20 protein-coding genes are annotated in these 24,088 nt (G+C 62.6%); 12 read left to right on the forward strand and 8 right to left on the reverse strand.

Features of this window, described 5'->3' with window-relative positions; translation table 11 throughout:
• The first annotated feature begins 6 nt into the window (after positions 1-6).
• The gene (locus tag CHB96_RS25340; RefSeq protein ID WP_089251535.1) at positions 7-1,473 is read left to right on the forward strand and encodes a purine-cytosine permease family protein; all 1,467 of its coding nucleotides are present in this window, start codon (positions 7-9) and stop codon (positions 1,471-1,473) included.
• Positions 1,470-2,438, forward strand: coding sequence for a PfkB family carbohydrate kinase (locus tag CHB96_RS25345; RefSeq protein WP_217899990.1), 969 nt, complete (start codon positions 1,470-1,472; stop codon positions 2,436-2,438). The genes CHB96_RS25340 and CHB96_RS25345 overlap by 4 nt, the downstream gene beginning before the upstream one ends.
• On the opposite strand, the gene CHB96_RS25350 is transcribed toward CHB96_RS25345, so the two are convergent.
• Both CHB96_RS25350 and CHB96_RS25355 read right to left on the reverse strand, forming a co-directional pair.
• The gene (locus CHB96_RS25350) at positions 2,400-3,176 is read right to left on the reverse strand and encodes an SDR family NAD(P)-dependent oxidoreductase (protein ID WP_089251537.1); all 777 of its coding nucleotides are present in this window, start codon (positions 3,174-3,176) and stop codon (positions 2,400-2,402) included. The genes CHB96_RS25345 and CHB96_RS25350 overlap by 39 nt on opposite strands.
• Positions 3,177-3,199: 23 nt before the next feature.
• Positions 3,200-4,519, reverse strand: a complete 1,320-nt coding sequence (locus CHB96_RS25355; RefSeq protein WP_089251633.1) for an MFS transporter — start codon at positions 4,517-4,519, stop codon at positions 3,200-3,202.
• A 282-nt stretch (positions 4,520-4,801) separates the two neighbouring features.
• Here CHB96_RS25355 and CHB96_RS25360 point away from each other — a divergent pair, with 282 nt between their 5' ends.
• Positions 4,802-6,754, forward strand: coding sequence for a flavin-containing monooxygenase (locus CHB96_RS25360; protein ID WP_089251539.1), 1,953 nt, complete (start codon positions 4,802-4,804; stop codon positions 6,752-6,754).
• A gap of 62 nt (positions 6,755-6,816) precedes the next feature.
• Here the strand turns inward: CHB96_RS25360 and CHB96_RS25365 are convergent, their stop codons facing one another.
• The 3 genes from CHB96_RS25365 to CHB96_RS25375 are packed head-to-tail and all read right to left on the reverse strand — an operon-like array spanning position 6,817 to position 11,323.
• Positions 6,817-9,978 (reverse strand): carboxyl transferase domain-containing protein, encoded by a 3,162-nt coding sequence (locus CHB96_RS25365; RefSeq protein ID WP_089251541.1) that lies wholly within the window; start codon positions 9,976-9,978, stop codon positions 6,817-6,819.
• Complete coding sequence (locus tag CHB96_RS25370) at positions 9,975-10,502, reverse strand: flavin reductase family protein (RefSeq protein WP_089251543.1); 528 nt, start codon at positions 10,500-10,502, stop codon at positions 9,975-9,977. The genes CHB96_RS25365 and CHB96_RS25370 overlap by 4 nt, the downstream gene beginning before the upstream one ends.
• The gene (locus CHB96_RS25375; RefSeq protein ID WP_089251545.1) at positions 10,499-11,323 is read right to left on the reverse strand and encodes a mycofactocin-coupled SDR family oxidoreductase; all 825 of its coding nucleotides are present in this window, start codon (positions 11,321-11,323) and stop codon (positions 10,499-10,501) included. The genes CHB96_RS25370 and CHB96_RS25375 overlap by 4 nt, the downstream gene beginning before the upstream one ends.
• 269 nt (positions 11,324-11,592) lie before the next feature.
• Here CHB96_RS25375 and CHB96_RS25380 point away from each other — a divergent pair, with 269 nt between their 5' ends.
• The 4 genes from CHB96_RS25380 to CHB96_RS25395 all read left to right on the forward strand — a co-directional run bounded on the left by CHB96_RS25380 (position 11,593) and on the right by CHB96_RS25395 (position 14,338).
• A complete protein-coding gene (locus CHB96_RS25380) occupies positions 11,593-12,102 on the forward strand; it encodes a nuclear transport factor 2 family protein (RefSeq protein ID WP_089251547.1) in 510 nt (169 codons plus the stop codon).
• A gap of 130 nt (positions 12,103-12,232) precedes the next feature.
• Positions 12,233-12,715: a nuclear transport factor 2 family protein gene (locus CHB96_RS25385; protein WP_089251549.1), complete on the forward strand. Its 483-nt coding sequence runs from the start codon at positions 12,233-12,235 to the stop codon at positions 12,713-12,715.
• Positions 12,712-13,548, forward strand: coding sequence for an enoyl-CoA hydratase-related protein (locus CHB96_RS25390; protein ID WP_089251551.1), 837 nt, complete (start codon positions 12,712-12,714; stop codon positions 13,546-13,548). The genes CHB96_RS25385 and CHB96_RS25390 overlap by 4 nt, the downstream gene beginning before the upstream one ends.
• A 13-nt stretch (positions 13,549-13,561) precedes the next feature.
• Complete coding sequence (locus CHB96_RS25395; RefSeq protein ID WP_089251553.1) at positions 13,562-14,338, forward strand: enoyl-CoA hydratase-related protein; 777 nt, start codon at positions 13,562-13,564, stop codon at positions 14,336-14,338.
• A gap of 48 nt (positions 14,339-14,386) precedes the next feature.
• Here CHB96_RS25395 and CHB96_RS25400 read toward each other — a convergent pair whose 3' ends face one another.
• On the reverse strand, positions 14,387-15,064 hold the full coding sequence (locus CHB96_RS25400) for a TetR/AcrR family transcriptional regulator (RefSeq protein ID WP_245866181.1): 678 nt from the start codon (positions 15,062-15,064) through the stop codon (positions 14,387-14,389).
• A 258-nt stretch (positions 15,065-15,322) separates the two neighbouring features.
• On the opposite strand from CHB96_RS25400, the gene CHB96_RS25405 reads away from it, so the two are divergent.
• Both CHB96_RS25405 and CHB96_RS25410 read left to right on the forward strand, forming a co-directional pair.
• Positions 15,323-16,981, forward strand: coding sequence for a class I adenylate-forming enzyme family protein (locus CHB96_RS25405; RefSeq protein ID WP_089251557.1), 1,659 nt, complete (start codon positions 15,323-15,325; stop codon positions 16,979-16,981).
• The gene (locus CHB96_RS25410; RefSeq protein WP_089251559.1) at positions 16,978-17,646 is read left to right on the forward strand and encodes a carboxymuconolactone decarboxylase family protein; all 669 of its coding nucleotides are present in this window, start codon (positions 16,978-16,980) and stop codon (positions 17,644-17,646) included. The genes CHB96_RS25405 and CHB96_RS25410 overlap by 4 nt, the downstream gene beginning before the upstream one ends.
• A 4-nt stretch (positions 17,647-17,650) precedes the next feature.
• On the opposite strand, the gene CHB96_RS25415 is transcribed toward CHB96_RS25410, so the two are convergent.
• Positions 17,651-20,242, reverse strand: coding sequence for an ATP-binding protein (locus tag CHB96_RS25415; RefSeq protein ID WP_089251561.1), 2,592 nt, complete (start codon positions 20,240-20,242; stop codon positions 17,651-17,653).
• Positions 20,243-20,495: 253 nt separating this feature from the next.
• Here CHB96_RS25415 and CHB96_RS25420 point away from each other — a divergent pair, with 253 nt between their 5' ends.
• From CHB96_RS25420 to CHB96_RS25430, 3 genes are read left to right on the forward strand one after another with little or no spacing between them, the layout of a single operon-like run.
• Entirely contained in the window at positions 20,496-20,897 is a 402-nt protein-coding gene (locus CHB96_RS25420; RefSeq protein ID WP_089251563.1) for a nuclear transport factor 2 family protein, read from the forward strand.
• Between the two features lie 35 nt (positions 20,898-20,932).
• Complete coding sequence (locus tag CHB96_RS25425) at positions 20,933-22,048, forward strand: LLM class flavin-dependent oxidoreductase (RefSeq protein ID WP_089251565.1); 1,116 nt, start codon at positions 20,933-20,935, stop codon at positions 22,046-22,048.
• 24 nt (positions 22,049-22,072) lie between these two features.
• Positions 22,073-22,822, forward strand: a complete 750-nt coding sequence (locus CHB96_RS25430; RefSeq protein ID WP_089251567.1) for a glucose 1-dehydrogenase — start codon at positions 22,073-22,075, stop codon at positions 22,820-22,822.
• A 93-nt stretch (positions 22,823-22,915) separates the two neighbouring features.
• Here CHB96_RS25430 and CHB96_RS25435 read toward each other — a convergent pair whose 3' ends face one another.
• On the reverse strand, positions 22,916-24,082 hold the full coding sequence (locus CHB96_RS25435; protein WP_089251635.1) for an LLM class flavin-dependent oxidoreductase: 1,167 nt from the start codon (positions 24,080-24,082) through the stop codon (positions 22,916-22,918).
• Between the last annotated feature and the right edge of the window lie 6 nt (positions 24,083-24,088).

Genomic DNA, 24,088 nt, shown 5'->3' on the forward strand with positions numbered 1-24,088 from the left:
ATATTCATGACCTCTACCGCCTCGACCTCCTCCTCCGACGCGTCCGCCGAAGCGCTATCGCTGGAAACGCGTGGCATCGAACCCGTCCCCGATGGCGAACGCAACGGCAATCCATTGCAATTGTTCTGGGTGTGGTTCGCCGCGAACATCTCGATCCTCGGTCTGCCTCTCGGGGCCACGCTGGTCGTGTTCACCGGACTGAACATCTGGCAGGCACTGATCGTTGCGGTCGTCGGTGCAGCCGGGTCCTTCGCGATCGTCGGTGTCGTCTCCATTGCCGGACGACGCGGCGGCGCACCGAGTTTGACGCTGTCGCGCGCCACGTTCAGTGTCCGCGGCAACATCGGACCGACACTCGTGTCGCTGATGTCACGGCTCGGCTGGGAGACGGTCAACACCACCACGGCCGCATTCGTATTGCTGTCGCTGTTCACGCTGATCTTCGGAGGTTCAGGACTGGCGAAGGAGCACGCGGTGGTCACCGTGGTCTCGATCGTCATCTTCATCGCACTGACGTTGGTCGTCAGCGGTCTCGGACACTCCGCGATTCTCGTCATCCAGAAGTGGTCGACGTGGATATTCGGTGCGCTCAACATCTTCGTGGCAGTGTTCCTCGTCGCCACAGTCGACTGGAGCGCCGTCACAAGCACTCCCGCTGGTTCGATCAGCGCGATGGTCATCGGCATCGGAACGATTGCGGCCGGTACGGGTATCGGCTGGGCGAATGCGGGTGCCGATATGTCGCGCTACCAGCGGACAAGCGTCAAGGCAGGGTCGCTCGTGCTGTCCAGCGCGGCGGGCGCGGGCATTCCGTTGGTGCTGTTGATCGGACTCGGTGCATTGCTCTCGGCCGGTGACAACAGCTTGGCGTCGGCGTCGGATCCAGTTGCTGCGATTCGCGAGATTCTGCCGGCGTGGATGGCGATCCCGTACCTGATCACAGCGTTCGGTGGTCTTCTTCTGTCCAACCACCTGTCCGTCTACTCGGCCAGCCTGACGACACTCACCCTCGGTTTCCGGATCAAGCGTGTCTACGCGGTGGCTGTCGACGTCTTCGTCACCTTTGTCGGTGCCCTCTATTTCATGCTCGTGTCCGACGGCTTCTACGGCCCGTTCATCACGTTCATCTCGGTGCTGGCTGTGCCGCTCACGGCGTGGCTCGGGGTATTCCTGGCAGACATGATCAAGCGAAAGTCCTACGACACAGCCGGAATCATGGATGTCAGCCGGACGTCGCGTTACTGGTACACGGGCGGCATCAACTGGTATGCGTTCGGGAGTTGGGCCGTGGCCATCGTCGTAGGCTTCCTGTTCACTGCCATTGTCGTCGACGGCGATGTCATCTACACGGGCCCGTTGTCGGACAGCTGGATCGGTTCGAACGGACTCGGCTGGGTCGCGTCGTTCGTCGTCGCGGGTGGGTTGTACCTGGCCACCGGCGGGGCGCGTCGTACGGAATCGGTAACGCAGTGAGCGCCAGACTGATTCACACGGGGCAGGTCATCGTCGACGTCGTCATGACGGTTCCGGCGGTACCCGAACCCGGCGGCGACGTCATCGCCACGTCTCTCGACGAGACTGCAGGCGGGGGACTGAACGTCATCGTTGCTGCCATCCGGGACGAGCTTCCAGTCGTTTTCACAGGACGATTCGGTTCGGGCCATTATGGCTCCATAGTCGGTGACGCCTTGGCCGCGAGTGGTGCGACGATCGTTCAACCGGAGCCCGCAGTTCATGATTCAGGCTTCTGTATCGCATTGGTCGACGCGAACACCGAACGGACGTTCGTGACCTACCCGGGTGCCGAATCCGAATTGACGATCAGTGATCTCGATGCTGCACAGGTGAACTCGGCTGATCTCGTGTACGTCACCGGCTACGGACTCGCGCATCCGTCCAATGCCGAGGCATTGACTGCATGGCTGCCGACTTTGCCCGAGGACACGACTGTATTCTTCGACCCCTCGCCGCTGATCGGGTTACTCGATCCACGTCTTGTCGAAACAATTCTGAGCCGCAGTGACGTCGTGAGTGTCAATCTGCGCGAGGGCATCTCGATGACGGGTGAGCGCGACGCCGAATCCGCAGCGCGGGCGCTGGCTGCGCGAGTCAGGCCCACCGCCCACGCCGTTGTTCGTGACGGCGCCGACGGCTGCTGGGTCGCAGGTGGCGGACAGGTGCCCGAGCTGGTCCCCGGATTCGAGGTCGACGCAGTCGATTCCAACGGTGCAGGTGACGCACACGCAGGCGTGCTGTTGGCGGGACTGTCGCGTGGGCTGGACGTCTATGCCGCTGCCCGACGCGCGAATGCCGCAGCAGCCCTTGCGGTTACCGAGCGTGGCCCGGCAACCGCACCTCTCCGAGCGCGCACCGACGAGCTGGTGGACGCCGGTGGGACGTCAACGCACCGCCGCGAATCCTCCGTCCACAGGCAGTAATTGGCCTGTGATGAAGTGCGAAGCATCGCTTGCGAGGAACACGAGCACGGGCGCCAAATCCTTCTCGGCGTTCCCGAACGTACCGCCGAGCGGGATGTCCTTGCGGAGCTGCTCCTGGTATGCGGCCAACTCCTCGGGGCCCAGCGAGCTCGTGTACTTGTCGAACATCGGCGTGTTGACGTAAGGGAGAACTGCATTCACCCGGATCCCCGACGGGCCCCACTCGCGGGCGACCGTCCGGGTCCATGTGTGCACGGCGCCCTTGGACGAACCGTAGGTGGAATTGGACAGCTCACCGGTGAATCCCGACATGGATCCGAAGTTGATGATCGCTCCGGTGCCGGCGGGCTTCATTATTCGATACGCCGACTGGTTCGTGTGAATCGTACCGAGAACGTTGACCCGGTAGATCGCGTCGAACAGCTCGTCGGTGATGTCCTCTGCCATGGCCGAGCGCTGTAACCCGGCGATGTTGACGAGAACGTCGATTCCACCCAGTTCTTCTGCTGCACTAAGGAACAGGGCTTCGGTCGCAGCGCCGTCGGTGATGTCGAGTTGTGAGAACGTCACCGACCCTGGTCCCGCTGCCGTGGCGTTCTCCGCGGTCTTCTTGCCGCCTTCCTCGTTGAGGTCGTACGAGTACACCGTCGCGCCTTCGGCGGCGTACGCCGTGACGATCGCCGCACCGATTCCTTGTGCGCCACCGGTGACCAGGATCCGCTTGCCTTCGAGTTGCATGGACACTCTTTCTTTTCGGGGTTTCAGAGTTCGAGTTCTTCGCGATGCTGATTGCGTTGTGCGCCACGGATCGTCAGCAACGCGATCACGCTGATCGCCGCGCAACCGAGCGTGTAATAGGCGGCCGACAACGGATCGCCGGTCGTCGACGCCAACCATGTGATGATGTACGGCGCAGTGCCGCCGAAGATGGCAACGGACAGTGCGTACGTGACCGACACTCCGGTCGCGCGGTTGCGGGTGCGGAACCGTTCGGACAGGAACGCGGGCATCGGGCCACCCACCACGCCGATGAGAATTCCGGCGATGACGAGTGCCACGAGGCCTCCACCGAAGCCCAGCTTCAGCATGTAGTACAGCGGGTAGGACCCGACGACGACGAGGATGGATCCGACCAGCAACACAGGCCGACGTCCGACGCGATCGGACAGGGCTCCGAACAACGGCATCGTCAGTCCCGCAACCAGACCGGTGACGAGTGCCAGGAAGTAGGAACGCTCGAACGACATGTCGAAACTCGTGGACAGAAACGTCGGCATGCCGACCATGAATGTGTTGCCGACAGCGTTGTAGACCACGACGACACCCAAGGTGGTCAGCAGGTAGGCGAGGGGACGGCGACTGACCGCGGAGTCGTCGGGAGCGACTTCCTGCTCCACCTGCACCTGCTTGAAATGAGGCGTTTCGTCGACCTTCATCCGCAGGTAGAACACGATGATTCCCATGGGGAGTGCCAACAGGAAGCCGATCCGCCAGCCCCACGAGGACATTGCGTCGTCGGACAGCAGTACTGCCAACAGCGTTGCTACGCCGCCGCCGAGAACGAATCCGAGAGTGGTTCCGACGAACGACCACGATCCGTAGACGCCACGCTTGTTCGCCGGCGCCGATTCGACCATGAGCGACACCGCGCCGCCCATCTCACCGCCCGCCGACAACCCCTGTCCGATTCTGCACAGGGTCAGCAGCAACGGCGCGAGTATGCCGATCGTCTGATGAGTGGGCAGGAAGCCGATGCACGTCGTCGCGACCGTCATGAGGCCGATGATGAGAGCGAGAACCGGCTTCCGTCCGATCCGGTCGGTCATGCGTCCGAAGAAGACGGCTCCGATGGGCCTGAGGAAGAAGGCAAGAGCGAACAGGAGGAACGTGGAGAGGATCGATGCCGTCGGGTTCTCGGACGGGAAGAACAACGGAGCGATGATCGGCGCCATGTAGGCGTAGATCGCAAATTCGTACCACTCGATGAGGTTGCCGAGAGACCCGGCGACCAGCGCCCGTCTCGACTTCTTCAGATCCAGCACCGTCGCGGTGCCGGGGGTGGAACTTGTCGTGTTCGACATGGTTGTGTCCGTTCGGATGTGCGTGGCCGCTGTGGCCTGTGCATCGGCGTGAAAGCGCTGTGACACGTGCCACAGCTGAATCAACGTGAATGTTGCCCCGGCGCTTCGTCAAAGTCAACGTTTACGTAGATAGTCGTCACGTGGGGTCAACTGCGACGTTGACAACTGCGCGTGACCCCTGTCACGATGAAGTGGAACTTATCAACATCAATGTTGAAAGTGTGATGATTCCGGCCTGGAGCACCTTCCTCCAGTCGCCACATCGATGCGAGAGGTACTCGAATGACGACAGTGCAGAGCGATTCGGCGGCCCCGGACGGCGGCGACTTCAATCCCGATCGGATGACCGAGGACGAACTCAGGACCGCCATTGGCCGTGCCAACGTTCCCACCTTGCTGATGGTCGTCTTTCAGATGACCGGTGACGAGAAATGGCTGTCTGCGCCCTATCTCCCGACGCGGGGAAAGGGCCTCGGGGACCATGACTCGGGCGGATTGGACGAGGCGATTCAGGACGAGATTCGAGAGGCGGCGGTACATGCCATCCTCGATCTGCAGAACGGTGTCCATCCCGCGATCGAAACTCCGTCGGCCGAGCTCACGGTTCGGATGATGAGTGTCTGCATGGGCGAGCCGGTGGGCGAAGAATATGGCCCGATGTTGTCTCTCGAGCTGGCGCGGCGTGCCGCGCCGGACGCTCCGAGCCTCGCTCTCGAACCCGTCACCGCACCCGAGGGGTTCTCGGTCATCGTGATCGGCACCGGAGTGGCCGGCATCGCCGCAGCCCAGCAGCTCGAGCAGATGGGCATCGACTACGTCATCCTCGAGAAGCAGCCGGAGGCCGGTGGAAACTGGTTCCAGAACACGTATCCGGGTGCAGGCGTCGACACCCCGAGTCATCTGTACTCGTTCTCGTTCGCGAAGAACGACTGGACGACGCACTTCGAGCTACGCAACGAGTTGCAGAGCTACTTCGCGCGGGTTCTCAAGGATCTCGGTGCAGGCGAGCGTGTGCGGTACGGGTCCGACGTGAAATCCGCGACGTACGACGAGGCAGCCGCGCAGTGGACGGTCGAGGTGAACAACTCCGATGGAACGAGTTCGACGCTGGTCTCCGACGTCGTCATCAGCGCTGTCGGCGTCCTCAATCGTCCGAAGACTCCGAACGTGCCGGGAATGAACGACTTCGACGGCATAAGTTTCCACTCCGCAGACTGGCCGGACAACCTCGATCTGGACGGCAAACGCGTCGCGATCGTCGGAACCGGTGCCAGCTCGATGCAGATCGCGCCTGCGATCGCCGATCAGGTTGCGCACCTGTCGATCTACCAGCGGAGTCCGCAGTGGGTAGCACCGTTCGAGAAGTTCAGAATGCCGATCCCGATGGACCTACGTCACTTGATGCAGTCTGTCCCGATCTACCACAGCTGGTACTGGATTCGGCTGTTCTGGCAGTTCGGCGACAAGGTCATCGAGTCGCTCCGCGTCGATCCCGAATGGGATCATCCCGAACGTTCCGTCAACGCCCGCAACGACGCTCACCGCGAGTACTTCACGCGGTACATCACCTCGCAGGTGGGCGATCGCACGGATCTCCTCGACAAGGTCATGCCGGACTATCCTCCGTTCGGCAAGCGCATCCTGCTCGACAACGGCTGGTTCGCGACATTGCGGAAGGACAACGTGGACTTGATCGACCGGTCCGTCACCGCCGTCCGCCCCGAGGGACTCGTCGACGACGCCGGCGTCGAGACCGACGTCGACATCATCGTCTGGGCAACAGGTTTCGAGGCTGCGCGATTCATCAGCTCGATGGAGGTTCGAGGAATCGACGGGCTGACCTTGCGAGACGCATGGAACGACGACGACCCCAAGGCCTACTTGGGAGTGTCCGTTCCGGACTTCCCGAACTTCTTCATGCTCGGTGGCCCGAACTCGTTCCCCGGCAGCGGAAGCTTCATGTTCTTCATGGAGGTCCAGATGCGGTACATCCGTGGGCTTCTCACCGAGATGTTCCGAAACGGCATCAAGGCACTCGACGCGCGGCCGGAGGCGAACAAGGAGTACAACGAACTTGTCGACACGACCCATTCGCGCACTGTGTGGACCCACCGCGGAATGTCGACGTACTACCGCAATTCACACGGACGCGTGGTGTTCGTGATGCCGTTCCTCAACGTCGAATATTGGCAGATGACACGGCGTCCCGATCTGGAGAACTACACCGCCCGCTGATATCTCCACACCTGTGCCCCGGAACCGAATCGGTTCCGGGGCGCAAGGCGTGGACGCAGCTGCTACCAGGTATCGATACGGCGGATGCCGGGAGATCGCGGCGGACGAGGAGCCCCGATGACCGCCGACAGCCACGTCCTGGTCGACGCAGGATCGATCACATCGTCGATCTCGAACACCGATGCAGCGTTGACCGCCTTGCCCTGCCCCTCGAAGTCGGCGAGATGTCCACGGTAGGTACGCTCGCGCTCCTCGGGGTCATCGATGGCGTCGAGTTCCCGCCGGAAGCCCAGCTTGACCGCTCCCTCGGGCCCCATGGCACCGAGAGCGCCGGTCGGCCACGCGACGATGGCGTCGGGAACCCGAAAGCTGCCTCCTGCCATGGCCTGTCCGCCCAAACCGTATGCCTTGCGGACGATCACCGTGCAGAACGGCACGGTGAGCGACGGCGTGAGAACGAACAGACGACTCACATGGCGGACCGTCGCCGTGCGTTCGGCATCGGGCCCGACGAGAAAGCCTGCCGTGTCGCACAACGAGAGAACCGGCAATCCGAACGCCTCGCACAACTGCAGGAACCGGGCCATCTTGTCGGCCTCGTCGCTGCCGATCGTGCCACCCCTCTGGCTACCGTCGTTCGCGACGACGCCGACCGACCGACCTTCGATACGGACGAGGGCAGTGGCCATGCCAGGCCCGAACTGTGAGCGCAGTTCCAGTACCGATCCCTCGTCGGCGAGGGTCGCGATGACCTGCCTGATGTCGAACGGTCGTTTTCTGCTTTCGGGGACCACATGTCGCAGCAACCGCTGATCGGCTTCGCTCCATTCCGAGGAGGGGTCACCGAAATAGCTCAGGTACCGCTTCGCTGTGTCGGTCGCCTCGGCTTCGTCGTCGACGAGAATGTCGATGACGCCGTTCGGTGCTTGTACCGAGCTGGGTCCGACGTCGTCGGCGTCGACCGTGCCGAGGCCACCGCCCTCGATCATCGCGGGGCCACCGAGGCCGATCGAAGAATCACGCGTCGCGATGACGACGTCGCATGCCCCCAGAAGTGCTGCGTTGCCGGCAAAACAGCGTCCCGACGCGATGCCCACGGTCGGCACGACTCCGTTGAGACGGCCGAGCGCGACGAACGTGCCCAGATCCATTCGGGTGGCGCGCGACATGTCGTCGGTGTCGCCGGGTCTACCGCCGCCGCCCTCGGCGAATACGACGACCGGAGTTCCTCGTCTGGCCGCGAGCTCGAAGATGCGTTCGGCCTTCTTGTGACTCTGAAGACCCTGTGTGCCTGCGAGAACCGTGTAGTCGTATGCCAGCGATGCGACGCTACGGCCATTCACAGTGCCGAAGCCGGTGACGAGTCCGTCGGCGGGTGTTGCGCTTTCGAGCTCGGACAGCGATCGTCGACGTCGTTGCGCCGCGACCACGAGACCGCCGTACTCGTGGAAACTGTCGACGTCGAACAGATCGGTCAGATTCTCTCGCGCGGTGCGTTTGTCTCGCTCGTGTCGCCGTGCGACCGCTGCTGGGCGTTCGGCGTCGAGGAGGCGTCGATGGCGAGAGGTGATGTCCGCCAAATCCTCTCGAATGGCCGACAGGTCCACCGCTTCGCAGGCTCGGTCGTCGGACTGCCGGTGACCTCGCGAATCCACCGTTGCGACAGCGGCTCCCTTCGTGACAGTCGCGCCGACCTGGACGTCGATCCTCGTGACGACACCCGCAACGGGGGAGGAGATGTCGGATTCCATCTTCATGGCCTCCACGACGGCCAGCACATCACCGCGTGCGACGACGGTGCCCGGCTCGACCGGCACTGCGACAACGGTACCGCCGGTGGGCGTCGAGACGTCGACGACCTCGTCGTTCGTAGAAACTTCGGAAGAGGACGTTGCGAGGTGCTGGTCAATAGTCCGTGTCGTCGTCTCGCCGGCGAGGAAAGCAGAGGAGGTGAGGTACCACGTCAGGGTGGAGATGTCGGTGTCGAGATCGGCGAGAACCACGTCGCCTAACGCATCGTTCAAGAGCGTTGCAGCCCTGGGAAAGTCGTCGTCGAATGCGATGACCTTGGCGAGCAGCGGATCGAACCCGGTCCCGACGCGCATCCCGGGCCCGAGGTGCGTTTCGATCCGCAACGAGGGGCCGGCCGGAAACTTCATGTCGACGAGACGGTCCGACCGCCCCGGGCCGCCGGTGATCCTGGCTTCGATTGCGACTCCGCGAGGTTCGCCGAGCCCCTGCGGCGAAAGACCCAGATCGGTGAGCGATTTTCCACCTGCCAGATCGAGTTGTATCGCAACGAGATCCAGGCCCGTGATCTGTTCGGTGATTCCGTGTTCGACCTGGATGCGGGGATTGGCCTCGATGAAGTACCACGCATCGGGACGGTCGGTGTCGACGAGGAACTCGAATGTTGCTACTCCGCGCAAAGATACGGCAGTCGCCAAAGTCAGTGCAGCGGAGTACAAATCGTCTCGGGTGTCTTCGGATAGGAACAGTGCAGGCGCGATCTCGACCATCTTCTGGTGTCGGCGCTGGCCGGTGCAGTCACGATCGAAGAGGTGCATGGGCGGGGTAACTCCGTCACCGACGACCTGTACTTCGATGTGGCGTGCACGTGGAAGATACGCTTCGACGTAGACGTCCGGCACACCGAAGCTGCGTTCGGCTTCGGAGCGGCAACGCTCCATCGCCTGCTCGAGCTCGTCGAGATCCTCGACTATGCGCATGCCGCGGCCGCCACCGCCCGCGGTCGCCTTCACGATCACCGACGACAGGCCTCCGGCGTCGGCGAAGGCTCGTGCGGTGTCGACGGACGTCGACCCGGTGGTGGCCGGAAGCACCGGAACCGAATGGGCAGTGGCGAGTTCGCGCGTTGCGGACTTGTTGCCGAGTAGCCGCAATGTGGCGCCGTCGGGACCGACGAAGGTCAGGCCGGCGGCGACGCACGCGTCGGACAGCTCGGGGCTCTCGCTGAGGAAGCCGTAACCCGGGTGCACCATCGTGGCTCCGGACGCCAGAGCGGCCGCGCAGATGGCTGCCACGTCCAGGTATGCGGCCGGTCCTGATCCCTCCAGCGCCACGGCACGGTCGGCGGCGACGACATGGGGAGCGTCGGACTCGTCCTCGCTGAAGACGGCGGCGGTCGGTAGTCCACGAGCGGCCGCCGTACGCATGATGCGCAGCGCGATCTCACCGCGATTGGCAACGAGAACGCCGGTCATGCGCTCGCGTCGTGGGCGGCGAAGCCGCCGTATCCGCCCTGGAAGAAGATCAGTGGAGATTCCGGGGTGTCGAGCTCGAGGTGATGGACACGACCGACGACGATGTGGTGGTCACCAGCGTCGTGCACTGCGTCGATCTCGCAGTCGATCCACGCCAGTGAACCGAGGATGCGGGGCATGCCCGACGGCGTCGGGGTCCAATCGACGTCGGTGAACTTCTCGTCACCCTTGCGAGCGAGACTGCGGCACACGTGTTGCTGGTCAGATCCCAGCACGTTGGCACAGAAACGTGTCGCTGCAAGAATCTTCGGGAACGTCGACGAATTCTTGTCGGGCAGGAAGGCTACCAGCGGCGGATCGAGCGATACGGAGGTGAACGAACCGACTGTCATCCCGACGGGTTTGCCGCTCGCATCCAGTGCCGTCACTGCCACGACTCCGGTGGGGAAGTGGCCGAGGATGTCGCGGAAGAGGCGAGGGTCGATGACTCGGTCGTCGTCGATAATTACTTGGTCAGTGGTCATTTGATCGTCAGTCCTGCGTCGACGGGCAGCATGACGCCAGTGACGTACCGAGACTGGTCCGACGCCAACCACGCCACCGCGTTACTGATGTCTTCGGGTTCGAGAATGTCGATCGGCAGCAAGTTGCTGATCGAATTGCCCATGTTGGTGGGATCTGCCAAAGCCTCTGCGAGCGCGGTGTTTCCGACGACCATCGGTGTGTTCACCCCGGTCGGATGCACAGAGTTGACGCGAATGTTGTGCTCCGCGAGCAGGATCGCATATTGGCGCATCAGGCCGACGACGCCGTGCTTGCTTGCGGTATAGCCGATTCCGGCGCCGGAGCTTCCGCCGACCGCTTTGATGCCTGCCGTCGAACTGGTCATGATGATCGATCCGCCACGTTGCTGCTCGATCAATCGGCTCCGGGCTACCTCGATCGTGTTGAACACACCGTTGAGGTTGACGGAGACGACGTCCGCGAACACTGCATCACGATCGGGTTCGTGTGCCTGTTGCGGCGCGATGCCGGCATTGGCAACGACGATGTCCACGCCTCCGAGTTCGGCGGCACCCTCCTCGAAGGCGGCAGCGAGTCCGGCTTTGTCTCGTACATCTGCCGTTCGGGCGACGATCCGACGGTCGAGCTTCTCCACGAGCGCGACGGTCTCGGCCAGATCCTCCTCGGTCGCGAGTGCGTAGGGGACGGTGTCGATCGACCGGCAGATGTCGACGGCGATGATGTCTGCGCCGTCCTCGGCGAGCCGGAGCGCATGACTGCGCCCCTGGCCACGAGCCGCTCCGGTGATGAATGCGACCTTGCCGTTCAGTGTGCCGCTCATGCGGAATTTCCTCTCGAAATGGGTGAACGTGACGACTCTGTCGACCCATGGATGTGACGTACGTCGCTGGTGAGGAGCCTGCCCTTCTGCGCAGTCATCTGTCAACCATTACGTTGACTGAATCCACATTAATGTAGATTTGTTTGCGTCGACGGTTGACATCTGTGGCGCAGCGCACAATGATCAGCCGTACGATCTACACCGACGTTGATCGTGGCGCAGGCCGGCGAACCGGAAGCGCACGCTGAGCTCGTCACGAAGGAGTGCACATGACCGACATCGAGACCAGGGTGCGACGGCTGGAGGACCGAGCCGAGCTTCAGGACCTCGCGGTTCGCTACTTCCTGGCGTCCGATTTCGACGACTTCGAGGGCATCGCCGACGCGTTCGCCCCCGGCGGTACGTTCTCGGCCGGCGGTTTCCCCGGTGCGACCGGTGGTCAGGGAATTGCGGACATGATCCGCGGAGCGCGCGCCAACTTCGGAACCACGATCCACACTCCGCATTACGTTCTCGTCGATTTCGTCGACGACGATCACGCGACAGGGCTGGTCGGCGCTCATCTCGAAATAGCAACTGGTGGCACCAGTGTGTACGGCGCCGTGCGCTACGAGGACGAGTACGTCCGCGTCGACGGGCGGTGGCGCTTCGCCTCGCGGAACATGCGAACCATCCACGTCGGTCCGTGGGACGAAGTCTCCTCCTCGCTCACCTCGGACCGGCCCGTCCGCTGGCCCGGAGGCGAGCCCGCCGCGTCGGACTACGCCGTCAAGGTCTGACTGGGCGCACCGCTCCCGGGTGAGCGAAGGACGCATTCGGTCACTCTGAGTGACCGAATGTCACCCTCGCTCCGTTCTGTCCACTGAATCTACGCAAACGTTGACAATGAATCACCAGAGAGGACCGAACATGACTGCAACATATGAGGTTTCGACCAAAGAGCTCGCCGAGCTCGTCGAGAAGAGCAAGATCGAGCGCGTACTGTTCGACTACGCCTACAGCCTCGACATGAACCTGCCCGACCAGTTGGCAGAACTCTTCACCGAGGACTGCTACGTCGCGTACGGCCCCGACTTCGGTGCCGAGGGCCGCACTGCGTACCGCGAGACACTCGACGGCATCGGGACGTTCTTCACCGCGACGAGCCATCACGTATCCAACATCGTCGTGGACTTCTCCGACGACCTGACCACGGCGAAGGTTCGTTCGGTTCTCTACGCGTGGCACCGATACACCAAGGAAGGCAAGGCCGATGGCTACTTCTTCGGTCAGTACCACGACGATTTCGTGCGTGACGCCGAGCACGGCTGGCGCTTCACTCGTCGCGAATTGCGTGCGTCCGGAGTCGTCGACTTCCACGTCAAGAAGCAGATTCCGATCGGGCGGGCATGACGGCCTATGGGCCCTACGAGAACCTACGGATAGAGCATCGCGGGCCGATCAGCTGGATCGTTCTCGATCGGCCGGACAAGGCGAACTCGCTCTCGAACGAGATGCTCGACGAGTTCAGTGCGGCGCTGACTGCGCTGGCGACCACCGGCGGACCGATCATCGGAGTCCGCGGTGCAGGAAAAGGGTTCTCGGCGGGGTACGACATCGGCCAGGTCGGCAAGGTCGTCGCCGCTCCGGATCCGGTTTCCGACCGGGAGAGGTTGGCGCGCAACGTCAATCGATTCCTGGCGATATGGGATCACCCGAAGCCTGTGATCGCGGCCGTCCACGGCTATTGCATAGCCGGAGCGACACAGCTGTGCGTCTTCACCGACGTCACGCTCGTCGCACGTAACGCGAAGATCGGTGAGCCGGCGATTCCGCTCGGTGGCGGATACATCGCACCGTTGTGGGCTCCGCTCGTCGGCCCGAAGCGCGCCAAGGAGCTGGCGTTCGTCCCCGGTAATTCGATCGACGGCAGCACCGCCGTCGAGTGGGGATGGGCCAACCACGCTGTGGCGGAGAAAGATTTGATCGCGGAGACCGAAGCGCTCGCCGCCCGCATGGCGCGCACGCCGTCGGACATTCTTCGGATCAAGAAGCTCTCCATCAACAGGACGATGGAAGCAATGGGCGTTCGTACAGCTGCGCAGGGCGGAGCGGAAATGGACGCCCTGCTGCACCTGTCGCCATCGGTGGCCGAGGTGCGCAAGTTCGTGGCCGAGGTAGGACTCAAAGCCGCGATTGCCGCATACCGAGAACCCGTGGCACTGAACGATTCTGAACAACTATGAGGAAGGACCTGCCGTGAGCAGCGGAATTTTGTTCGACGTGGTCGGCCACGTCGCACACGTGACTCTCGATCGCCCCAAGGCGCTGAACTCCATCGATCCCGAGATGGACGCAGCGTTGTTCGAAGCCTGGAGCGAGATCAACTCCAACCCCGACATCTGGGTCGCCGTACTCGGTGCCACGGGTGAGAAGGCGTTCTGTGCAGGCGCGAACGTCAGCGGCGGCACCGAGGGCAGCAGTCGCAGAATGGCCCTCGGCGGTGGACTCACCGGTGTCGGCGGACCACTGCTGACTCTCAAGAAGCCCCTCGTTGCCGCTGTCCAGGGTTACTCCATCGGGGGCGGATTCGAACTGGCACTGTGCGCCGACATCATCGTCGCAGCGGACACCGCCCAGTTCGGCATCCCGGAGACGAAGGTCGGCATCATCGGCGAAGCCGGCATCATGCACCGAGCGATCAGGCAGCTGCCCCATCACATCGCGTTGGCGATGATCCTCACCGGCGAGCGCATCGACGCCCAGCAGGCGGAGCGATACGGGCTGGTCAACGAGGTCGTGCCGTTCGAGAAGCTGGCCGAAACCGCCGCGTCGTGGGCCGAGCGCATCGCGTCGGCGTCCCCGCTGGCCGTGCAAGCGGCCAAGGATGCCGTGCTATCCAGGGCGGGTTGGCCGCTCGAGGTGGCACTCGCCACCCGCTACGAGCCCATCGAGGCATACGAGAACAGCGCTGACAGACTCGAAGGCCGGGCAGCCTTCGCCGAGAAGCGTGCTGCCCAGTGGACGGGTCGCTGAGCAGTACCTTTTTCGACATTGCGCTGGGCCGCCGGGTCCAGCGCAATGTCAGTTCTTGGCCCGTGCGCCGTCGAAGAACAGAGTGCAGAACGCCTCGGTCGTCTGCTTGGCATCGACCTTGCGCATGCCGGGCTTGAGCCACCGGTGCGTCCAGTTGACCATCCCGAACAGTGCTTTCGACATCAGCTGGACGGAGACGTCGCTCCGGAGAGTGCCGTCGTCGACGCCCTGCTGCAGTACCTCGAGGACGATGGTCTCGAACCGCTTGGTCTTGCGAGCCATGTCCTTGCCCCAGGACGTGGAGTCGAGTTGAAGCTGCGCCATGTCCTCCTGGATGTACAGGTAGACGAAGGGGTAGTTCTTCTCGTACGAGTCCATCTGCTGTTCGACGAGCCGCCGCAGTTTCTCGGGTGCGTCCTCGTCGCTGCCGATGATCTCCTCGGCCACGGCGATGTTGTTGTCGAGGACGTCCACCAGGATGTCGTGGAACAGCGCCTGGAACAGTTCCTTCTTGCTCGCGAAGTAGTAGTAGATCGATGCTCGGTCGGTGCCGAACCGTTCGGCGATGTCGTTGAGCGTTGCCCCCTCGAAGCCCTTCTCCCGGAAGACGTCGGCCGCAGTCCTGAGCAATTCCTGGCGTTTTGCCTGGTAGTTGGGGCTGCTGTCGTTCTGGGCACTGCGACGGCGTCGGCTCATGCCGCTGTTGGCTGCGGTCGAAGTAGGCATTGTCGGATAGTACCTCCGCATCGTGGAGTGCGATCAACATTGATGTCGATCGGTCGTATTCGACGCGGGAGTCGTTGTCGAACAGGTTGTCTCGTGTCGAAGGCCGTGCTCGAGAAAAATCAACTTCAACGTTGACAGTGTGACGTGAGTCGCTTAGCGTCTAGGACAACCAAGCCTTCTGCGCGCATGCTGATACCTGTCGCGACTGTTCCGACAAATCGGCTACAGAATTTTCGACGACGATGATTGAGGACTTCAATGACTGACATCGGCGATTGGTGCACCGTCACCACGCTCGGCGACCTCTTGGTCCGCGGTGCCCATCTGCACCCCGACCGTGATCTGATCGTGTTTCCCGAGGCAAGGTTCTCCTACGCCGAGGTGTACGAGCGTGCAGTGGGAGTGGCGCGTGGGTTGATCGCTGCGGGAGTGAACTCGGGCGATCATGTTGCACTGCTTGCGCCGAACGGGATCGAGTTCGTCGAGGGGCTTTTCGGCGCGGCGCTCGTCGGGTCGGTAGTCGTGCCGCTCAACGCACGGCACAAGGCGAAAGAGCTCGGCTACATCGTCGAGAACGCTGATATCACGGCACTGTTGACCGTCTCGAGCCCCGACGACTACGTGGATTTCGTGGACGTTCTGCATGAGGCGCTGCCATCGCTGTCGAGCGCGGCAGACGGAGACCTCGCGCTACCCGAGGCGCCGCGTCTGCGTCGGGCGCTTCTGCTTCGCGGCGAACGCAGGCCGGGATTCGCGTCCAGGAAGGATCTCGACGCGGCCGCCGCAACCGTCGACGCCACCGAGGTGCGAGAGCGTCGCCGCCGAGTCAGCACGCGCGATACCGCCGCAGTTCTCTACACCTCCGGCACCACGGCCAACCCGCGTGGATGCATGCTCACTCACGAAGCACTGACGCGTGGTCCGGTGGAACGTGCAGCGGGCCGGCTGTCCCAGGGGGAGCGTCACATCAGTTGGGCAGGGGGACCGCTGTTTCACATCGCAGCGCTGGCCCCACTGATCGGTGCGATCGGTGCAGGCGGCACATTCCTGACGGACACGTTCTTCGAGCCCGGGCGCGCCATCGAACTGATGAAGGCCGAGCGCCCCACGTGTATTTGGCCGTGGTTCCCCGGGCCGATGCAGATGCTGATGTCGCACCCCGGCTTCGACGCCGCCGAGCTCGATTCCGTTCGATATCTCTTCCTCATCGGTCCGCGTGTGCTCATCGAGGGAGTTCAAGGGCTGTTCCCGCAGGCTGAGCTGATGGCGGCCTGCGGCATGACCGAAACAACAGGCATCTACGCATTGAGCACGCCGGACGAGACGTTCGAGGATCGCAGTGGCGCACAGGGAAAGGCGGTGCCCGGCATCGAGATTCGAATAGTCGATCCGTACGACGGTGCGGCGCGACCGGTCGGGGTCCCGGGAGAGATCCTGATCCGCGGATACTGTGTGACGACCGGTTACTACAAGGATCCGGCGAAGACGGCCGAGGCGATCGACTCGAACGGATGGCTCCACACCGGAGATCTCTACAGCTGGACCGAATCGGGATGCCTTGTCTTTCACGGCAGGCTCAAGGACATGCTCAAGGTCGGCGGTGAGAATGTCGCTGCCATCGAGGTCGAGTCGTTCCTCTGTGAACATCCTGCAGTGCTGACGGCGGCAGTGATCGGTCGCCCGGACACACGGTTGGACGAGGTGCCGGTGGCGTTCGTCGAGGTCCGCGAAGGACACCGTCTGACGTCCGACGAGCTGATCACGTTCTGCGAGGGCAAGATCGGACGTTACAAGGTGCCGCGTGCCGTGTACTTCGTCGAGCCGGGAGGGTGGCCGATGTCGGCGACCAAGATCGACAAGCGCGGCCTCAAAGCGCAGCTGGCCGACCTCGCCGACGCGTTGAGCGCCGCCGGATGAGTTCTGTCGACTTGGAATTCGGCACGGCCGACCTTCGCGCGCTGGCCGATGGAGTGCTCGACGGTGTCGCGGAAGGACCAGGGCTCGACGAGCAGACACGTGTACTGACTTGCCTCACCGTCTGTGCCGCGGTGACGAGCCTGGATGTCGCAGGCTCCGGCCGCTACATCGAGGAGGCCCTCGATCTCGGGATCTCTGCTGCGCAGATCCAGGAAGCGTTGACTGTGGTGTCGGGGCTCGGCGTGCACACGTTGTTCGAGTCGTCGAGGCAGCTTGCCGACGCGGTGCGTCGTCGCACAGGCGGTGAGGTAGCGCCTTTCGACGACGCGCAACGGGCACTGTGGGATCGGTACGTCGGCAACGACCCGTATTGGCGACGGATGGAAGAAGAACTACCCGGCTTCTTCGAATCCATGCTCAGAATGTCGCCAGAGACCTTCGTTGCTTTCTTCGACTACTGCGCGGTCCCGTGGAAGAGTCGGGCACTGTCCACCGTGACGAAGGAATTGCTCTCTCTTGCTGCCGATTCCACGCCGACTCACCGATACAAGCCAGGGTTTCTGCTGCACTTGAAGAATGCCCTGGATCTGGGTGTCGGAGCGCGTGCCATCCGGGACGTTCTCGAGATGTCGGCGGCGGCGCCGGTTCACCGAGGCGTCGGCTGACCTCTCAGGACCGCCCAGCGAACGTTGGCGAGAGCGCGATCTGATGCCGACGGGCGACACCGAGCTTGCGTAGTACGTGCGCGACGTGTCCCTCGACGGTTCTGATCGACAGGACCAGACGATCCGCGATCTCTTTGTTGGACAGTCCTTCTGAGACGAGCTGTGCTACGTCCATCTCGCGCGGCGAGAGTCCGTTCGGAGAATCCGACGACGGCACGGCGTCGTCGGATTGTTCCCCGAGGGCGTACTCGATCAGGTCGGCCATCGACAGGGACTCGCCACGACGATGCAACGCGGCGTACGCCGCGTCTCCCAATGCTGCCCGTGCGCGCGACTCGTATACCTCGCGTCGCTGAACCCAGTGCTCGGAACCGTACAGTTGGGCACCGAACGAATCCCACATCGACGACGCGGCCCCGAGCAGAACCGCCGCGCGTTCACCGGAACCGGCCGCAGCTTCTGCCCAGGCCAGGAGGTCGGTCACCAACGTGGCCCCGACGGTGTCGTCGAATGCGCGTTTGAGCTCGAGGGATTCGATCGCACGCGCGATCGCTTCGTCGTGCCGTCCACGAACCAGCGCTACAAGACCGAGTCCGTACACCGCGTACGACAGCATCCACTTCTCACCGGTTGCCGACGCCTGGGCATGGACGAATTCGAAGTTCTCGGCAGCGCGCTCGGTTTCGCCGTTGGAGCTGCAGAGCATTCCCATCTCGATGTGCGCGGTCCACATCAGATCCGTGATGTCGGGGCGAGCGTCGTACAGCGACAACGCCTCCGACAAGCTTCGCTCGCCCATGAGGAAGTCGCCGCCGAGATAGGTGTTGAGACCCTGGGTCTGGAGGGCGAACGCCAACGTCGCGTCGTCACCGTGTTCGCGCGCCGCGCTGGCTGCGGTAGCGAGCGTGCCGACCGCTGCCGAGCGCTCTCCCTGCATCGTCTGCAGCAGGCCCAATGTCGCGTGGAGGCGCGGTAGCACGTCGTCGGGCACACCCTCGCGATGGAGGAACTCGGTTACCCACATGCGCTGTTCTCGTACCGAGAACGCCGAGGACCACAGGAACCAGGTCGCGACGAGACCGGCCGCGAGCTTCAGAGTTTCGTGGCCGCTGTCGGTCAACGCTGTCTGCAAGGCCGCGCGAAGGTTCGCACGATTCTCTCGAAGTCCTCGTGTCGCGCGAACCTGATCGGACCCTGTCCACGACCGTCGGCTCGATCGCACCAGATCTGCACACCACCGAAGGTGGACGATGCCCAGATCCGACTTCTCGCGCGTGGTCAGCTTGCTTGCCCCGAACTGACGTATCGTCTCGAGCATCGTGAACCGGATGCGGCCTTCATCGGCGGTGCGCTGCAGAACCGACTTTCCGATGAGTCCCGAAAGCGCGTCGAGAATGCCGGGTGCGTCGACAGGGGCTCCCGCGCAGATGTTTTCGGCCATCGCGAGGTCGAATCCTCCGGAGAACACCGACAGTCGGGCCCACAGCACTTGTTCCTCGGTCGTGCAGAGGTCGTAGCTCCACTCCACTGTGGCATGCAGACTTCGGTGCCTGCTCGGTCCGCCGCGATTGCCGATCGTCAAGAGAGACAGCCTGTCGTCGAGACGTTCCGCGAGGTCGTCCACCGACAATGCGGTCAACCGGGCGCACGCCAGCTCGATGGCCAAGGGCATTCCGTCGAGCTGAGTGCATACGCGGCGCACAGCATCACGCGTCGACGGGGTGATGGCGAAGCCGGATAGTGCTGCGGCAGCCCGATTCTCGAACAATTCGAGGGCAGCGCCCGTCGTGGACAGGGGATCGAGTACGTGTACGTGCTCGTCCGGAGTGGAGAGAACCTCGCGGCTGGTCGTCAGGACCTTCACGTGTTCGGTGCTCCGTAGGATCAGAGAGATCAGAGCCGCGCACACTCCGACGAGATGCTCGCAATTGTCCAGCACCACCAGCATGTGCTTGGTGCGCAGTGATTCGAGAAGCGACTCCGTCGCGCTGCGATCCGGCGAGTCTCGATCGTCGAGGCCCAAAGCGTCCATGACGGTCTGAGGTAACAACGTGTCGCTACGCACTGCGGCGAGCTCGACGAAACGCACGCCGTCATCGAACGCACGTCTGAACGCGGACGCGGCCTCGGCTGCCAGACGCGTCTTACCGATGCCACCTGGGCCGGCGATCGTGACGAGCCGGCTCTCGCCGAGCATCGTTCGGATGGCCTGCAGTTCGTCGTCGCGTCCGACGAAACTGGTGGAGAACACGGGGAGGTCGGTCGCGCTGGGAACGGAAGCTCGTCCGCCTGAGGAACGCTCTTCTTTCACACGACGAACAGTGCCCGCCAATGTGTTTCGCGATCCGCTCCACTGTAGGTCGCGATGCAATTGTGCGACCGTGACGTCGGGATCGCTCTCGAGCGCTGCGGCGATTCGCGGGCGGAGTGCATCCGCCGACGAACCGATTCTTGGTCGATGATCGGGAGGTGGGCCGTCGAATTCCAGAGCACGACGGACGGTGTTTCTCGAGATGTTCAAGGCCACCGAGATGCCGGAGATCGATTCACCGGAGCGTCTGAGGTCGACGATCTCCCGCCACTCGTCAGCGTTCATGAAGACCTCTCGTCGAACTGTCGGTGCTTGTGATCGGTGTCACTGGGTGATCATGGACTGTTCCGACCGCGTGGTCAAGATCTGACAACACTGACATTGACGATGTTCGCGCCCCAGAAGCGCGTGCTGTGCTTGCTCTGAGCTGCATGAACATGCTGTCGGGACGGAGCGTGTGGATACGGGTGGAAATACGGTTTCGGTGAGATGGACCATCCATGCACAGTGATCCAGGTCATAAAGAAATGGAGCATCGATGACGACGACGGATCAGAACATCGAGTTGGCCAACAACTTCGCCAAGGTCTTCTCCACGGGTGACGTGGAGCAAATTCTTGCCACTCTCCACCCCGATGCGACCTACTGGGTCTCGGGTGGAATCGAGGGAATGTCGGGTGTCTACGACAAGGCGGGACTCGGCGCCTTGCTGAGTGGAGTCACCACCGTGTACGAGAACGGCGCGCTGGAGGTCACCCCCACATCGGCAATTGCGCAGGGAGACAAAGTCGCTGTAGAGGCCACGTCTTACGCGAAGCTGAACAACGGCAAGATCTACCAGAACCAGTACCACTTCTTGTTCGAGATCCGCGACGGACAGATCTTTTCCGTCAAGGAGTACATGGACACCAAGCACGCGTTCGACATCTTCTACTCCTGAAGACGAATCACTCTCGTAGAAAGGCATTTTCACTCATGGCAATGGAGACCGGACTCATCGTCCACCCGTACATGCGACCTGAGCACACCTCGCGCCAGACATTCGACTGGTGTGTGGACCAGGCAATCGTTGCCGACAAGATCGGCTTCGACTCGGTGATGTACTCCGAGCACTCTTCTCAGCGCTGGGAGAACATCCCGGCACCGGAATTGGTCATCGCCGCAGCGGCTCGTCAGACCGAGCGCATCAAGTTCGCCCCGATGGCGCACATCCTGCCGCACCACCATCCAGCCAAGCTTGCCGTCACGATCGGCTGGCTGTCACAGATTCTCGAAGGCCGCTACTTCCTCGGTGTCGGTGCCGGTGCATACCCACAGTCGACGTACATCCACGGGATCAAGAACGGTGAAGACACCGAGTTCACCAACAAGATGGTGCGTGAATCGCTCGAGATCATGGAAAAGATCTGGAAGCGTGAGCCGTTCTTCTACGAGGGGCAGTTCTGGAATGCAGGCTACCCGGAAGAGACCCACGCCGACGAGGGCGACGACCAGCACATGCTCGCCGACTTCAGTCCGTGGGGCGGTGCCCCCGAGATCGCTGTCACCGGATTCAGTGCCCAGTCTCCGTCGATGAAGTTCGCTGGTGAGCGAGGCTTCCGTCCGATGTCGATCTTCTCCGGTCTCGATGCATTGAAAACTCATTGGGAGATCTACTCGACGGCAGCGGAAGCCAACGGCCACGTCGCGGATCGATCGCGCTACCACGTGTCACAGACCGTGTTCGTCGCCGACACCGACAAGGAAGCCAAGCGCCTTGTCATGGAGGGGCCGATCGGGCATTGCTTCGAGCGCTACCTCATCCCCATCTGGTGGCGTTTCGGCATGATGGACGGATTCATCAAGGACGCCGGAGCGCACAAGTCCGACGTCGATCTCGAGTGGGTCGTCGACAACGTCTTCTGCGTCGGATCGCCGGATACCGTGGTGGACAAGATCAATACTCTGTTCGAGGCCAGCGGTGGCTGGGGCACGCTTCAGGTCGAGTCGCACGACTACTCCGAGGACCCGTCACCCTGGTACCAGTCTCTCGAACTGATCGCCAAGGAAGTTGCACCCCGGATCTCGCTCCCCACACCCGTCAGCGTGTAGTACCGAATCGAAAGCAGGGTAGACATGACGAAGCGGTTGGAGGGCAAAGTCGCCCTCGTCACCGGTGCATCGCGCGGTATGGGCGAGTCGCACGCGAGGACGTTCATCGAGCACGGAGCGAAGGTCGTTCTCGCGGACGTGACCGACGATGCGGGCGAGCTACTCGCGAAAGAGTTGGGGGACAACGCGATCTTCGTTCACCACGACGTCACGAAACTCGACTCCTGGACCAACGTCGTCGACGAGAGTGTCGCTGCGTTCGGTGAGATCAATATCCTGGTCAACAACGCAGGCGTTCTGGGCCCGCTCGCCACGACGGCCGAGCTGACCGAGAATGACTACCGCACCGTGTGCAGCATCAACCAGGACGGCGTGTTCTTCGGGATGAAAGCTGTTCTGCCGTCGATGGAACGGGCCGGTATCGGTTCCATCGTGAACATCTCGTCGATCGCGGGCATCGCTGCCAACTACGGCTTTCCGAGCCTCGCGTACGTGGCCAGCAAGTTCGCGGTCCGTGGAATGACGAAAGCGACTGCAATCGAATACGGTCCGAAGAACATTCGCGTCAACTCGGTGCATCCGGGCTTCATTCAGACTCCGATGATGGTGGAGGCGACCAACGAAGAGGGCGGTGACGCACTCGGCCTGATTCCGTTGGGCCGCATCGCCGATCCGCGGGAAGTCTCGAACCTGGTGTTGTTCTTGGCCTCGGACGAGTCCTCGTACATCACAGGAGCGGAACATCTGGTCGACGCCGGGATGATGGCCCAGTAGGGTCGGCCCAGCATTGCCGAAATCGAGGTTGTGTACCGGAACTCGACAGATTCCGTACACAACCTCGATCTCGGCGAGAGCGGGGACGGCGAATCAGCTCACGGCAACTGTGTCGTATGTGCCCTCGACGTGAACATTGGGAACGACTTCGGTGGCGAAGAGGCGAAGCGACTCGACCCACGGAGCCGGATCGTCGAGCGCGTCGTGCGTGTTGACGGCGATCTGACCGTAGCGGAAACCGCTGAGCTCGAACGTCTTCTCGATCTTGGCTGAAACGGTCTCCGGACTTCCACAGAGCCAGACGTGGTCGGCGAGGTACTCGAGATCGACGTCGTCGATGTCGACCTTCTTCTCCGCGTCGTCGATGAAGCCCTGCAGAATGCGGTACTTCTGGTAGACGGGCATGAGGTACTTCTCCCACGCACGGCCCAGCGGCCCGTTGATCGCCTGTTCCTTGGCCTCGTCGTCGGTCTTCGCCACGTAGACGTCACGTGCCACTTTGAAACGCGCACCGTCGGGTGTTCCACCCACGGAACGGACTGCTTCGGAATAGGTGTCCCACTGTGAGCGCAGGAGCGCCGAGCCACCGTAGAAGGAGATCGGGGTCCAGCCACGTTCACCGGCCAGTCGGTGCGACGGCGAGTTCTTGCTCAGGCCTGTGACTGCGATTTCGAGGCCGTCGGCGCCGCCGTGGGGTGAGTGATCGGCGGTGAGGTGGTATTCCTCGCCTTCCTTGACCTTGAACTCTCCGTGCGATGCGACGCTGCCGGGATCGATTTGGCCGTCGAGACGAGCTGCTTTGTAGTACTTGCCTTCGAAGTCGAAGGGTTCCTGACGCCAGACCTTGTCCATGACCTCCAGGCCTTCCATGAGGCGCGGGTGTGCCTCGGAGAGGTCGCCCGGCTGTCCGCGGAGGACGGCTTCGTTCTCCCATGATCCCGCGCCGACGCCGAGGAAGTAGCGGTCCTCCAACAGTTGCGAGGTGTAACCGACCTGGACGGCCAGTGTCGACGGGTTGTGCAGCGGCACGATGTGGGCCATCGGTGCGAAGCGCAGGCGCTCTGTCTGCTGCGCTGCGGCGACGATCAGAAGCTCCGGATTAGGGATGTTCTCCCACGCCTGCATGCCGTGCTCGCCGACCATGAAGTCGCGGTAGCCGAACTTGTCGGCAGCCTTGGCCAGCAGCAGCGAGTACTCGAAGGTTTCCTTGTCCTTACGTCCCGGACGCATGTACGGGGTGTGAAAGATTCCGCATTCCATGTCTGG

Origin of the sequence: Rhodococcoides kyotonense, from assembly GCF_900188125.1 — a bacterium.
GTDB classification, from domain to species: Bacteria; Actinomycetota; Actinomycetes; order Mycobacteriales; family Mycobacteriaceae; genus Rhodococcoides; species Rhodococcoides kyotonense.

Bases quoted from the DNA above. Each gene is read 5' to 3' on its own strand.
- CHB96_RS25400 (WP_245866181.1), bottom strand. From the start codon at position 15,064: ATGCCTACTTCGACCGCAGCCAACAGCGGCATGAGCCGACGCCGTCGC.
- CHB96_RS25370 (WP_089251543.1), bottom strand. From the start codon at position 10,502: ATGACCACTGACCAAGTAATTATCGACGACGACCGAGTCATCGACCCT.
- CHB96_RS25390 (WP_089251551.1), top strand. From the start codon at position 12,712: ATGACGGCCTATGGGCCCTACGAGAACCTACGGATAGAGCATCGCGGG.
- CHB96_RS25355 (WP_089251633.1), bottom strand. From the start codon at position 4,519: ATGTCGAACACGACAAGTTCCACCCCCGGCACCGCGACGGTGCTGGAT.
- CHB96_RS25415 (WP_089251561.1), bottom strand. From the start codon at position 20,242: ATGAACGCTGACGAGTGGCGGGAGATCGTCGACCTCAGACGCTCCGGT.
- CHB96_RS25425 (WP_089251565.1), top strand. From the start codon at position 20,933: ATGGCAATGGAGACCGGACTCATCGTCCACCCGTACATGCGACCTGAG.
- CHB96_RS25360 (WP_089251539.1), top strand. From the start codon at position 4,802: ATGACGACAGTGCAGAGCGATTCGGCGGCCCCGGACGGCGGCGACTTC.
- CHB96_RS25340 (WP_089251535.1), top strand. From the start codon at position 7: ATGACCTCTACCGCCTCGACCTCCTCCTCCGACGCGTCCGCCGAAGCG.
- CHB96_RS25420 (WP_089251563.1), top strand. From the start codon at position 20,496: ATGACGACGACGGATCAGAACATCGAGTTGGCCAACAACTTCGCCAAG.
- CHB96_RS25385 (WP_089251549.1), top strand. From the start codon at position 12,233: ATGACTGCAACATATGAGGTTTCGACCAAAGAGCTCGCCGAGCTCGTC.
- CHB96_RS25435 (WP_089251635.1), bottom strand. From the start codon at position 24,082: ATGGAATGCGGAATCTTTCACACCCCGTACATGCGTCCGGGACGTAAG.
- CHB96_RS25410 (WP_089251559.1), top strand. From the start codon at position 16,978: ATGAGTTCTGTCGACTTGGAATTCGGCACGGCCGACCTTCGCGCGCTG.
- CHB96_RS25375 (WP_089251545.1), bottom strand. From the start codon at position 11,323: ATGAGCGGCACACTGAACGGCAAGGTCGCATTCATCACCGGAGCGGCT.
- CHB96_RS25350 (WP_089251537.1), bottom strand. From the start codon at position 3,176: ATGCAACTCGAAGGCAAGCGGATCCTGGTCACCGGTGGCGCACAAGGA.
- CHB96_RS25365 (WP_089251541.1), bottom strand. From the start codon at position 9,978: ATGACCGGCGTTCTCGTTGCCAATCGCGGTGAGATCGCGCTGCGCATC.
- CHB96_RS25405 (WP_089251557.1), top strand. From the start codon at position 15,323: ATGACTGACATCGGCGATTGGTGCACCGTCACCACGCTCGGCGACCTC.
- CHB96_RS25380 (WP_089251547.1), top strand. From the start codon at position 11,593: ATGACCGACATCGAGACCAGGGTGCGACGGCTGGAGGACCGAGCCGAG.
- CHB96_RS25430 (WP_089251567.1), top strand. From the start codon at position 22,073: ATGACGAAGCGGTTGGAGGGCAAAGTCGCCCTCGTCACCGGTGCATCG.